9 protein-coding genes are annotated in these 12,718 nt (G+C 41.2%); 3 read left to right on the top strand and 6 right to left on the bottom strand.

Features of this window, described 5'->3' with window-relative positions; translation table 11 throughout:
• Positions 1-336: 336 nt before the first annotated feature.
• A complete protein-coding gene (locus tag ACH0BF_RS04060) occupies positions 337-999 on the top strand; it encodes a hypothetical protein (RefSeq protein WP_340852163.1) in 663 nt (220 codons plus the stop codon).
• Between the two features lie 23 nt (positions 1,000-1,022).
• Positions 1,023-2,270, top strand: coding sequence for an efflux RND transporter periplasmic adaptor subunit (locus ACH0BF_RS04065; protein WP_406908899.1), 1,248 nt, complete (start codon positions 1,023-1,025; stop codon positions 2,268-2,270).
• A 546-nt stretch (positions 2,271-2,816) separates the two neighbouring features.
• On the opposite strand, the gene ACH0BF_RS04070 is transcribed toward ACH0BF_RS04065, so the two are convergent.
• The 3 genes from ACH0BF_RS04070 to serC all read right to left on the bottom strand — a co-directional run bounded on the left by ACH0BF_RS04070 (position 2,817) and on the right by serC (position 8,758).
• Positions 2,817-6,323: a S8 family peptidase gene (locus ACH0BF_RS04070; RefSeq protein WP_120035025.1), complete on the bottom strand. Its 3,507-nt coding sequence runs from the start codon at positions 6,321-6,323 to the stop codon at positions 2,817-2,819.
• 157 nt (positions 6,324-6,480) lie between these two features.
• Entirely contained in the window at positions 6,481-7,683 is a 1,203-nt protein-coding gene (locus tag ACH0BF_RS04075) for a phosphoglycerate dehydrogenase (RefSeq protein WP_406908901.1), read from the bottom strand.
• On the bottom strand, positions 7,673-8,758 hold the full coding sequence (serC, locus tag ACH0BF_RS04080) for a 3-phosphoserine/phosphohydroxythreonine transaminase (protein WP_406908902.1): 1,086 nt from the start codon (positions 8,756-8,758) through the stop codon (positions 7,673-7,675). Before serC ends, ACH0BF_RS04075 begins: the two co-directional genes overlap by 11 nt.
• Before the next feature lie 777 nt (positions 8,759-9,535).
• Between serC and uraA the strand changes: the two genes are divergently transcribed.
• Positions 9,536-10,810: a uracil permease gene (gene uraA, locus ACH0BF_RS04085; protein WP_340852158.1), complete on the top strand. Its 1,275-nt coding sequence runs from the start codon at positions 9,536-9,538 to the stop codon at positions 10,808-10,810.
• Positions 10,811-10,923: 113 nt separating this feature from the next.
• Here the strand turns inward: uraA and ACH0BF_RS04090 are convergent, their stop codons facing one another.
• From ACH0BF_RS04090 to ACH0BF_RS04100, 3 genes are all read right to left on the bottom strand, one after another.
• Positions 10,924-11,109 (bottom strand): hypothetical protein, encoded by a 186-nt coding sequence (locus ACH0BF_RS04090; RefSeq protein ID WP_340852157.1) that lies wholly within the window; start codon positions 11,107-11,109, stop codon positions 10,924-10,926.
• Positions 11,110-11,142: 33 nt separating this feature from the next.
• Entirely contained in the window at positions 11,143-11,472 is a 330-nt protein-coding gene (locus tag ACH0BF_RS04095) for a DUF2812 domain-containing protein (RefSeq protein WP_406908904.1), read from the bottom strand.
• Between the two features lie 285 nt (positions 11,473-11,757).
• Positions 11,758-12,618: a CvfB family protein gene (locus ACH0BF_RS04100; protein WP_120035038.1), complete on the bottom strand. Its 861-nt coding sequence runs from the start codon at positions 12,616-12,618 to the stop codon at positions 11,758-11,760.
• Positions 12,619-12,718: the final 100 nt, after the last annotated feature.

Raw genomic sequence — 12,718 nt, forward strand, 5'->3', positions numbered from 1 at the left:
TAACGAGACTATTACACTAGCATGTTTGTTTCTTTACACGCACATTTCAAACGTTATAATTTTCTGACACATTTTCCTTTTCGCAAAAATCGCCATTAACCTCTATCTATTAAGCTTTTTGTCATATTTCAGCTGAAAAAGCAGCTGCTTAATCTATCACTATTTTAAAAGCCACTGTTTTATTTGTTACATTATTCTACATTTCCCCTCCATTATTGCCCCTTCAAAATAACTCGCTTTTTATCAAATTCTGTTAGATTATATTGGTATGAACAGAGGGAGTTGTATATAATAAAAAAAGATGTCAATTTACATTACTTCATTGGAGGATTTTAGATGATTTATCGTGTGCAGCTAATTAAAGGGCTGTTTCGTCCGAGTGATCGTTTCTATCAGCTGGACCATGCGGAACAAATGAAAGGATTATGGAGCCGCATTTCTTTATTAATCATCATCAGTACAGCCTTGTACTTTTTAAGCGGCCTGTTGGGCATTCAATCTGAATCAGTCTCTGCCTATTTGGCGGACACGAACAACGCGGAAATCCAGGGACAGAAAATGTGGTTCACTATTGGAAGTACCATTTGGGGCTTTCTTTATCCACTAATTATCTTGTTCTTGCCTGCGCTTTTATTTTGGACTTTTTTAGAAGTAGATTTTCGTAAGTTACTTGTCTTGCAATCATTTGTCTATGTCATTTATTTAATTGAGTTTTGCTTATTAATTCTATTAAATATCACGCTTGCTATTCCGAGAGATTCTTCTCCTTTTTCACTCGGCGTACTCGCTCAATATGCATCAAAAAACGAGTTAATAACAAGCTTTTTTAGCTTTATTACTCTGTTTCAAATCTGGGCCATCAGCCTGCAATATAAGTTTTTAAAACAAAGTTCAGAGAAAAGCCCGCGTTTTGTTCTTTTACTGATTTTAGCAGTTACCCTTGCAATCTGGCTTTTTTCTACTTTGTTCACTTCCATCCATGTTGACCGCTTATTTTAAGAGAGAAGGAGGCGGCGGGGCATATGAAAAGAATAAAGAAATCCGTCTGGCTGACAGCAAGTGTGCTGATCATTGCCGGCAACTTGTATTTAACCTTTAAAGAAGACAGCAAAGCTGACCGGTCACAATGGCTGACAGAATGGAATCAATCGGCAAAAGATGACGTGGTTGAATCCTTCCAAACAACAGGTGTGATCATTCCAGCAGATGAATATCCGATTTATTTCGATAAAAATGAAGGAACATTTTTAAGGTTCCTCGTAGAAAAAGGCCAACAGGTCGATGCAGGCACACCGCTATTTGAATATTCATCATCCAAACTTGAGCAAGAAATAGAAGAATTAGAGGCAGAAAAGAAACAAACAGAGAAGCAAGTTCAATTAATTGATGGACAAATATCTAAATTGAATATGATTTTAGATAAGATAGAAAGGGAAGAAAGGGTAGCAGATGATAAGAAAGATGACGAGAAAGACGATAAGAAAGACAGTGCTGCCAAAGTAACCGTTGAAAAAGACATTATTGATCAAGAAACAGAAAAACTGAAATTAGAAGAAGAAATTCGTAAATATGATTCCTTAATTTCACAGACTGAATCTAAAAAGAACAACTTAGTCGTCAAAAGTGAAAAAGAAGGCGTTGTTAAAAATCTAAATGCTCGTCTCGATAATCCGATTATCACTATCCGCTCTCCCGAAGCGGCTGTTCAAGGTGTCTTTGACGAACAGCAAATGAATAAAGTAAAGGAAGGATTAATGATCCATGCCTCTGTCGATCCCCTTCCAGTTACCTTTCAAGGTGAAATTTCAAGCATCGAAAAGTTTCCAGAGCAGGAACCGTCTGTGAAAAGAAAGAGCTTATATCCATTCACCGCTCAGCTTGATAAAAGCAATATGAAAGAAGCGGCTGATCAGCTGTTGCCGGGTATGAAAGCAAATGTTACAGTCGTCACAAAGGAAGCTTTACAAGCTGTAACCGTCCCTGCTTCTACCTTGATGAAAACCGGCAATCACTCTTATGTATTTGTCTTAAATACAAAAGGGCAAATTGAAAAAAGAGCCGTGCAAAAAGGGCTTCTTGTGGACGGCCTTCAAGAAATTAAGAGCGGCTTAAAAGCTGGCGAAAAGGTTGTAGCCCATCCCGAGAAACTCATCGCTAAGCAAGATCGTTTTATTACGCCGGCCGATTATACAGCCATACAGAAGAAACAGCTAGAGCAACTAACAAAAACCGAACGATTGAAATTTATGTTAATGGGTGTATTGTCATAATTTTATTTAACAGAGCGAAATTTCGCTCTGTTTTTTTATTTCTACTGGTAATCTGTCAAACTATCAATAGCAGAAAAAAGACTGGAGATTAACAGGAAAACGGTATTCATTATTAAGGCGTCTCCCTGCATTGGTCACGTCCCTATGCCAAGCAGACCCTTCTCCTCTAGAAGAAAAGGGTCTGCTTGCCAATAAAATACAGGCCGCTTATTAGGCTTATCCCCGCTAATGAATCGACTCCCTACTCGGGGCTATTGGAATTCATTCATAAGAAGATGTAAATCCCCATAGCCTAGATAACATTTTCAAAAGAGGCCACACTCCCATCTGAAAATACTATCTTGACTTCTTGTACCAAAATTACCTTTGATTTTCTTGAGTAATAACCTGCTGCGAAGCCGGCCTGGCCGACCCCGATTACATTACCATTATAATGGCTCTCCAAAAGTTAAAATTAAATAAGTGAATGGATGAAGACCTATAAAAAAAACACAAAGCAGCTTATCAATCGAACCGCTTTGTGTTTTTCCTCTACTCAAGTCTTTCTTACTTTACTGTCAGTTTGTACGGCTGTGCAGAAGCGCGGCCTTCTGTTTCGCTAATTTCGATAAAGTACTTTCCTTTTTTCAATTGGATGACAGCCAATTCTTCATCGCCGCTTCCGTAATGATCAAAGCTTTGAACGAGCACACCCTTGGCGTTATAAATTTCAATTTTTCCGTCCAGCCCATCTTCCATTTCTAACGCAAGAGAAAACGTTCTATCTTTTGTTACATTTAAGACGAAGTGATCGATATCACCAAACGGAACACCGGCGTTCATATACCCATTTATCCCAAGATGTCCATTCATCTTCTTTAAAGAAATCGGCTTTTGAGGTACATGGTTTACCACCTTGCCATCGCCATCTTTTAGTGCATCTTTCATATCAGCCAACTTTATTTCATACGGCTGGAGACTCGGCTTCATGGAAAGGAATGAACTGACTGCAAGGAAATACCCCGTGTCTTCTTTTGCCATAAAGGAAAGGTTTGCTTTTGTTTCAAATGACAACTCAAGCAAGTTAGGGCCAAATGGGATAGACTTCAGCTGCTCTTCTTCGTCTAATACCTTGTCACCGTTCGTATCTTCGATGAGTGCGCCAGTGAAAATAGCCGGTTGACGAAGATCATAAGGAATCGCTGCTTTTTCAGCTGCTGTTAATTTTCCTTGATCAATATTTAAACGATAGACTGCCTGTTTACCACTATTTTTAAAGTAATAAAAGCCAGTATCCCCTGGATAAATAAAGTAATTCTTAAATGCTGTTCCTGGCTTAAGCATTTTTGCGTTTTCAGGGGTGTTCTCATTCTGTCCAGTTCCCTGTGGCGTATGAGCCAGCTTCTTGGAACGGATCGTGTATGGGTCTGCAGAAATATTGTACGTTTCATTTGCCAAACGCAGAATGTAGGTTTCTCCCTTTTTAAGAGCCATCGTCATTTTATTATTTTTTGCGCCGCCAAGCAGACTCATAATCAGGCTGAGAAGATCCTCTTCACCGCCTGAAATCGGAATCAGTTCGTTCGTTTCTTTATCATATTGCAAAACAGTAGCAACTGGCAGCTGGCTTGATCCTTTTTGAACATCAAACTCATAGATGCCGTTCTCTGCAGGGGTGAAAGAATAGTAATCTTCATCCCCTTCTAGTTGAAAATAACCGGATTTTGTATTTCCGAGTTTGTACGGTATGGCATTAGACAAAATGGCTTTTGTCATTTCGCCTTCCATTTCTTCTGTCGGCTCTTCATCAAGCGTGCCATCTATCGCTTCAGCAGCTTTTGTTTGCGCGTATTTTGCAGGGGCTATTTCCCCCTTTTCAAGCGCTGTTTCTAAATCTTCTTTAAATGGCAGACCATCTTCATCTTCCGGCAGTTGCTTTTCTTCCACTTTTAATTCATAAGGATAAGCAGACGCTGCATATTCATCAAATTGAAAGGCTCCCGGGTTCATCATAAGTAAATCAAGAAGAGACCCTATGCCCCCGGCATCGCCAAATGATTCATTTGTTACGGTGAGCTGGTATTTAACTCCTGGCACCGCTTTAAAAGAAAGTACTTCTCCCTCGCTCATGCCGCGATCATCAGCCTCAGCAATCTCTTCTACTGTTGTCGTGTTGCCTTCTTCTTCCTCTTCCTCGGTTATCATAGAAAGACTCATGGCAGAGTTTACCCCTGGCAAAGCAGATAAGGAAACAGAAAGCACTTTTGCTTCATCGACCTCGATGGTGTAATGATCATGGTCAGGCATTCCTTCCTCTTCCGGGAATAAGGTGAAATCCCCTTTTTTGTAAGGAAGTGATTTGATAACTATTGGTTGATCAGACGTGTCAGGATCTGCTTTCAATCCGCTGATCTTTTCAGCTGTGAATGTGTAAGACGATAAACCAGCTGTACTGTAACTGCCATTCACATCTTTTATGCCAATAAAGAGCGTTCCTTTTTCTTCAGCCTTAAATAAGTAGCCTTCCTTTTCTCCAGCACGGCCTTTATTATATTCCGTGAGCATGCCTTCGTCTGTCTCGGCTCCTTCAGGAACAAAGTAAAAATCCATTCCATAATCATAATCGCGGCTTGCCTCTAATACGGTTTGGACATGTTCATTTTCATTTAAGTTCATTTTAAACCAGTGTGTTTCACCAGGTGTTTTTAGCTGCCCCTTCATCATGTTCTTGCCTGCTGTTAACGGCTTTGCAGAGCGACTGAGAGTTTCACTGGTCAGGACCTGCTTCTTTGGCAGCTTTTTGATGTCATAGGACAGTGCAGCCAGCGGGTTAACCAATCCATTAGCATAGGTTGTATCATAGCCTTTTGCCCCCAGGTCTGTCGCTGTTCTTTCCAAAATATTTTCAATATCATAAGCAGACAGTTCGGGATGCTTGGACTTCAATAAAGAGACAACACCAGCAACCATTGGAGCTGCCATAGAGGTGCCGGTTAGCATAGCAAAGCTCGATCCTTTGCCGTCTTTTTCATAAGCCGTACTGTAGATATCTTCTCCTGGAGCCACTACATCAACAGAAGGACCGAAATTCGAACTATCAGATAATCTCTTATTGCGGTCAATATTTCCGACACTGATTACACCAGGGTAAGAAGCCGGATAAGAATAAATATCTGTTGATTCATTCCCGGCAGCTGCCACTACTACCGCTCCGCTGTCAATCGCCTCACGGATCGCTTCTTCCACGAGCGGTGAGGAAGCAAAGCCGCCAAGACTCAGATTAATAACGTCTGCCCCTTTTGCTACAGCGTATAGAATTCCTTCGGCGATCGTAAAGTCATTCGCTGACATCTTGCCGTTAAATACATCTATAGGTAAAATTTTGGCATTCGGATTTACACCATGGCCGCCAATGCCATTGTTTGCTTTAGAAGCAATAATCCCTGCCACATGGGTTCCGTGCAAATCACGAACTGGGTTGTTCGCTGGGTCTGCTGCGTTATACGGCGGCAGCAGCTGTCCCTGCAAATCTGGATGCTTGTAATCTACTCCACCATCGACCACTGCTACAGTTACCTTGTGTTTGCCGGAAAGCTTTAATGCCTTATCAATATTTAGCAATGGCAAGTGGTACATTTTACTTTTTTTCGGATCACTTTGTGCAGTCGCAAATTGTTTATATTTCACGCTGGGAGTAATAGAAGAAATCCCTTTTTGCTGTCGGTATACCTTCATCGCATCACTTACTTTTTTGGATTTCGGCACATGGACAATATCATAGCCAAGCTTCGGCAGCGAGCGGACCAGCACGGTTCCCGCTTTCTTATGGATGGCTCTGTTAAGCGGCTTAGTATATTTAATGACTAGTGTGTTCGTATCAACTAGCTCATTCATTTCTTTTAATGCTTTATACGCTTCTTTATTTTTTTCAGAAGCAGCCGCAGTAACAGGTGTCTGTTCAGAAACCTGCTGGAACACCTTTACTTCTTGATTATGTACGGATGCCCCAGCTGCTGCTGGAAAAACCATAACAGCAGAGAGGCCGAGGGCCAATACCTTTTTCCACGTCTTCATCTTATTCGTTCCTCCTGAATTTTTTGTTTACCTGTTTAATAATAACGTAAAAGAAAGACAAATAGTTTCACTTTTTGCATGTTTTTGAAATAAATGTTATTTTTTCCATATATAAAAAAAACCGCAGCTACTTTAGGAGTAGCTGCGACTTTTTTTATTAAATAATACGCGTTGTAACAACGCCTTCAATTTGGCTGATTTTCTCTTCAAGTCCCGGGATAACGTCACCGTTTACTTTATTGTCAATGTCAATCATTGTATAAGCAAAGTCGCCCCGGCTTCTGTTCACCATGTCTGCAATATTTAAGCTGTATTCAGATAAAGCAGAAGTAATCTGTCCAACCATGTTCGGAATGTTGCGATGGTAAACAGTTACCCGGCGCTTTCCTGTATAAGGAAGAGAGGCATTTGGCATATTCACAGAGTTTTTGATATTCCCTGTTTCTAAATAATCTTTTACTTGACGGGCTGCCATGATCGCACAGTTTTCTTCTGACTCTTTCGTAGAAGCACCTAGATGTGGGATCGGCACAGCATTTTTCATTTTCAAGACGTTTTCATTTGGGAAGTCGGTTACATACTTACCGACCTTGCCGCTTTCAAGTGCAGCTGCCATGTCTTGTTCGTTCACAAGCTCTCCACGGGAGAAGTTCAGAATATGAACGCCTTCTTTCATAATATCAAACGTGTTTGTATTGAACATACCTTTTGTTGTGTCTGTGAGCGGAACGTGAACAGTAATGTAATCACTTTTCGCAAACAATTGTTCAATTGTCATAGCACGTTGAACATTACGAGATAAGCTCCAGGCAGTATCGACAGAAATGAACGGATCAAAACCGATAACATCCATATCAAGATCAAGCGCGTCGTTCGCAACTAGCGCTCCAACAGCACCAAGCCCGATAACACCAAGTGTTTTTCCTTTGATTTCTTTACCGACAAATTGCTTTTTGCCTGCTTCAACAAGCTTTGGAATTTGATCGCCCTGACCCTCAAGTCCTCTTGTCCAAGCGATACCCGCAAATACGTTACGAGAAGATGAAATTAAAGTAGTGAGTACAAGCTCTTTTACCGCGTTCGCATTTGCTCCTGGCGTGTTGAAAACGACGATGCCGCGCTCTGTATAATCGCTGACTGGAATGTTGTTCACGCCAGCTCCCGCACGGGCAACGGCTTTTACATTCTCACCAATTTCCATGTCATGCATGTTAAAGCTGCGCAGAACAATGGCATCCGGGTTTTCACTGTCATTATCGATCGTAAAGTTTTCGTTAGTAAAAACATTTAAGCCGCATTCGGCAATATTATTTAGTGTTTTTATAGTAAACAACTGTCCGTCTCCCCTTTTATTGTGCATGTTTTTCTTGGAATTGTTTCATAAACTGGATGAGGGCCTCTACCCCTTCAACCGGCATCGCATTATAGATACTAGCGCGCATTCCGCCAACGGAACGGTGGCCTTTCAATGTTTCAAGACCGGCTGCTTTTGCTTCTTTAACAAACGCCGCATCTAATTCCGCAGATGGTGATACAAACGGAATATTCATAATGGAACGGCTGTCTTTTCTAACTGGAGAGTTGAACATCGTTGACTGTTCAAGAAAATTGTATAACAGCTCTGCTTTTTTGCGATTGATCTTCTCCATTTCTTTTAAACCGCCAATCTCCTGCAACCATTCAAATACGAGCTTTGCCATATAAATGCCATAAGTTGGCGGCGTGTTGTATAGAGAACCGCTCTCGCTATGCGTCTTATAATCAAGCATCGTTGGGCAGCTTTCCGGCGCATGACCGATCAAGTCTTCTCTAATAATGACAACTGTCAATCCAGCTGGCCCGATGTTTTTCTGAGCACCAGCATAGATCAAACCGAATTTCGATACATCGATCTCTTCTGATAAAATGTTGGAGGACATATCAGCAACGAGCGGCACGCGGCCTGTATCCGGAATGTTTCTGAAAGCTGTTCCTTCTATAGTATTATTTGTTGTAATATGTACGTAGTCAGCTTCTGGATCAATCATGCTGCTGTTGATTTCCGGAATGTAACTGAAGTTCTCATCTTCTGAAGAAGCAATTACACGAACATCTCCATATTTCTTTGCTTCCTTAATTGCTTTTTTAGACCATGAACCAGTGTTCACATAGTCTGCCTTTTTACTGTTTGCCAACAAGTTGAGTGGAACCATTGCGAATTGCTGGGAAGCGCCCCCTTGAATAAACAGCACTTTATAATTATCTGGAATGTTCATTAAATCTCTCAGCAGTTGTTCCGCACCGGTAATAATCTCTGTGAATAACCCCGAACGATGGCTTAACTCCATGACTGACATACCAGAGTCTGCATAATTAACTAATTCTTTTTGTGCTTTTTCTAATACTGGCAGCGGCAACATAGAAGGTCCTGCCGAAAAATTGTATACTCTCTTCACGTGAACTCCCTCATTCGTTTTAAATTTGGAATCAGAAAATTTATACATTAATAATATTCATGAATTATAAATTATTACTCTTTACTTATCAAGGGGCGGTCTGGCAACTTTTTTTCTATTTTTCAATTGGTAACGCTTTCATTGCTTTTTTAAAAGGAGCCTAAAAAATTACGAACATTTTTTGTCTTTTTTATTCATTCGTTCGCTTCTTTACCTTCTTTCCTTTATCGCTTCTCTATTTACTTGGACTCTACCGCTCAACTAAAAAGAAAAATATTCTTAATATGATAGAGATGAAACAGACGTTTCATCCCTTTGGCCATTCTCTTCCATCCTTCCGTTAACCCTAATTAAATGAAGGGCATTTATTTTTACATTTTCTTGATGTCCTTTATGTATGGCCCCGCCACGGAGCGAACATACATATAGGGCCGTTTCTATTCTGGCTGCGGATTAGAACATCTAAACAAGACGGTGCTCTTCTAACAAACTTTCCTCAGAAAAAACAAAAATCTTTAATAGAAATGATGGAAGCTGCTCAGAGAAAATAGATCCTCTAACAGCGCCAGAATTAAAACGCTTCCTTGATATATCGATTTCCTCGTTGCTTTCCTTACTATTATTATTGCAATGATTCATAGAAACGGCTTGTTTGCAATACAATAAAACAAGAAGGAGCCTCCTACTTTTTCAAAAATAATTTAATTTTTTATAGAAATTTAACGGTTAATTACTGTATAATAGCTACAATTTGTGTTTGATAAAGGGAGGGTATTTATGCGTACCTATCAAGTTGATGAGCGGCCGCCGGTTGCGGCGATGATCCCGCTTAGTTTGCAGCACTTATTTGCGATGTTCGGGTCAACAGTCCTCGTGCCTATTTTGTTCGGCGTCAACCCGGCAACTATTTTGTTAATGAATGGGATTGGTACATTAATTTATCTTATTCTATGTAAAGGACAGGTTCCTGCTTACCTCGGTTCAAGCTTTGCGTTTATTTCTCCGGTGCTCTTGGTGCTCTCAACAAAGAGCTATGGAGCGGCGCTTGGCGGCTTTATCGCCACTGGTATTGTCTTTATTTTGGTAGCTCTCATTATTCGTGTGGCTGGAACTAAATGGGTAGATGTTATCTTCCCGCCAGCAGCGATGGGTGCGATTGTGGCTGTTATTGGGCTTGAGCTTGTTCCAGTGGCTGCTGGCATGGCTGGGTTAGTTCCTTCGGGAGATGCGGATCCTGCAAAATGGACACCCGATGCAGATGTGATTACCGTTTCCTTGCTAACACTTGGCATTACGATCGTTGGTAACGTCATGTTCCGCGGATTTCTAAGAATTATCCCCATTTTAATTGGAATCGTCGCAGGCTACATTATTGCTGTCTTTTACGGGCTCGTTGATTTCCAACCGGTAAAAGAGGCTCATTGGTTTGCTTTACCAACGTTTTACCGTCCAGAATTCGATTGGTCAAGCATGGCAATCATTCTGCCAGCTGCTCTTGTAGTTATCGCTGAGCACATTAGTCATCTTGTTGTTACACAAAACATTGTCGGCCGTGACTTGATGAAAAAACCAGGCTTAGGCACTTCTTTACTTGGAAACGGGATTTCAACAGTCATTTCTGGCTTTGTTGGCTCTACTCCGAATACTACCTATGGAGAGAATATCGGTGTCCTCGCTTTAACGAGAGTATATTCAACCTGGGTAATCGGTGGGGCCGCAGTGATGGCGATCATCCTGTCTTTCCTCGGCAAGCTGGCCGCTTTGATTTCTACGATTCCTACAGCGGTTATGGGTGGCCTTTCGCTTCTGCTGTTCGGAAGCATTGCCGTATCTGGCTTGCGCATGCTCGTTGAATCGAAAGTAGACTATTCCAAAGCGACCAACATGATTTTAACGACTGTTGTACTCGTTATTGGCCTTAGCGGTGCTACTTTGAAATTCGGCAACTTTGAGTTGAAAGGAATGGCTCTTGCAACTATCATCGCCATCTTTGTCAGCCTGTTCTTTGCCATCATTGATAAGCTAAAAATATCAAATGACTATGAACAATAAAAAGCAGCCCTCGGGCTGCTTTTTGGTTGTTTGCTTCAGAATTAAATGTGGGTAGTCAGTAAACTATTTTTATTGGTCGGTATGGCGTGTAAACGACTCAGCTTGCCAAACATTTATCCCTTTTGCTGGCTAATTCTAATCTGATAGGCCAGCCAGGTAGCTGCCGCTGGGGATAAAAAAATGAGCGGAAGCACACGAATCCAATAGACAATATCATTAATTGCTCCTGTGCTGTCTGAGAAGAGCATAGAACTGAGAAAGAATACAAGGATGGTTAAGGCTAGAAGAAATACAGTCACTTTGCTAATTATCCCTTTAGCTCGCTTGTACTTTTAAACAATCGTTGACCGGCCTGTATAAATGGGCCTCATTCCCGGAACAGCAAAAAAAATGTGCATGCCTCCTGCTGAACAAACAGGCTTCCATCCGCCTGCTCTAAAAATAGCATAGTAACCCTCCATCTCCGCTTTAGGAACGTCTTGATAGTCAAGACTATAGATGAGGTGGCGAGGATTGCTTTTTCGAAGCGTATAACCTAATGGTGCAAAAGATTGAAGGATCCACCCTTTTTTGGCCAGCTTGCTTAACTTTTTCATATCTTTTCCTTCAGAGAATGCCAAGCCGCCTGATGAAATATAACGCTTGTCCTTCTGTTTTTTCATTTTCCTTCCCCTCCTCTAACAGTTGGAATGACAGCTCGCCTTGTTGAACCGTATGACTTCGCCTGCTTACTTCATTGCAGAGCATATTTTTGCCCTTTTCGGTAGCTTTATAGATTTTTCGCCTACTATGTGTGAATTCCAGCAAAGTAATGAGTCCCGTGATTGTTCAATCGCATAGACTTCATTATATCCATTACCGATATATCATATAACGATATAACAAATATATCCAAATGATTTGTCAATAAAAATAAGCTGCCGGAAAGTTCCCGGCAGCCCCAACTGTTATTCCTTTACTTGATATGTCCATCCTTCTTCCTGGTACACTTTCTTTTCTTTCATCAGCTTGCCAAGCGCCCGCTTAAAAGCACCTTTACTCATCGAAAAACGCTTTTCAATTTCTTCCGGGAAGCTCTTATCGCTATAAGGCATGGAACCGCCTCTTTGCAGTAAGTATGCGTATACTTTTTCAGCGTCGTCTTGTTGAACTTCCTGCTTTCGTCCAATAAGAGACACATTAACAGAGCCATCCTCTTTTACATCGATAATACGCCCATCTACCTTCTGTCCGAGCCGCGGCTCTTCTTGCCGCTGAGACTCATGAATGAATCCGCGATAGCCTTCTGCTGTAATAATAAATGTGCCCACCTTCGTTGCACGATAAACAATGCCCGTTATATCCTTATTAAAATCTTTCTTAGAAGCTTTGGTAAACTGTTTAGCCATTACCTCTTCTGTAGCCGGCTTGGCAAATAGACGGCCTCTCTTATCAAGCCTCAACGTGCAATAAAGTCGGTCTCCAACAATTGGCCGCACGGAATATAGGAACGGCAAGTCATCTTCCGACACAAGTATATCTTTTGTAATGCCGATCGAAACGAACACACCGAGCTTTTCCTCTACACCAACAACTTCTACCCATTCATACGTATCTTGTGTAATCATCGGCATCTTCATCGTTGCCGCAAGTCGTCCCTGATGATCTTGGAAAAGAAAAACTTTCACCGGTTCATCGGGGTCAAATCCTTCTTGTATCTCTGAATGATGCAGCAAAACTGTTTCTTCTCCGTCTGTCAGAAACCAGCCAAATGGCGCTTCATTTTTCACATCCAATGTGACAATCGTGCCAGCTTGTAAATTATACATATAGGGTAAATCCTTCTTTCACTTATATTTATTAACAATTTTCCCGTTTCGGCTTTAATTATAACAGGCTTTTGGGCAGGCGCATCGTTTCTGTAAAAAA

It is taken from the genome of Pseudobacillus sp. 179-B 2D1 NHS, from assembly GCF_045370945.1.
Taxonomy (GTDB): domain Bacteria; phylum Bacillota; class Bacilli; order Bacillales; family Domibacillaceae; genus Pseudobacillus.

What these genes read in the sequence shown, in the direction of transcription:
- ACH0BF_RS04060 (WP_340852163.1), top strand. Translation starts at nt 337, where the DNA reads ATGATTTATCGTGTGCAGCTAATTAAAGGGCTGTTTCGTCCGAGTGAT.
- ACH0BF_RS04065 (WP_406908899.1), top strand. Translation starts at nt 1,023, where the DNA reads ATGAAAAGAATAAAGAAATCCGTCTGGCTGACAGCAAGTGTGCTGATC.
- ACH0BF_RS04070 (WP_120035025.1), bottom strand. Translation starts at nt 6,323, where the DNA reads ATGAAGACGTGGAAAAAGGTATTGGCCCTCGGCCTCTCTGCTGTTATG.
- ACH0BF_RS04075 (WP_406908901.1), bottom strand. Translation starts at nt 7,683, where the DNA reads ATGCACAATAAAAGGGGAGACGGACAGTTGTTTACTATAAAAACACTA.
- uraA (WP_340852158.1), top strand. Translation starts at nt 9,536, where the DNA reads ATGCGTACCTATCAAGTTGATGAGCGGCCGCCGGTTGCGGCGATGATC.
- ACH0BF_RS04095 (WP_406908904.1), bottom strand. Translation starts at nt 11,472, where the DNA reads ATGAAAAAACAGAAGGACAAGCGTTATATTTCATCAGGCGGCTTGGCA.
- ACH0BF_RS04100 (WP_120035038.1), bottom strand. Translation starts at nt 12,618, where the DNA reads ATGTATAATTTACAAGCTGGCACGATTGTCACATTGGATGTGAAAAAT.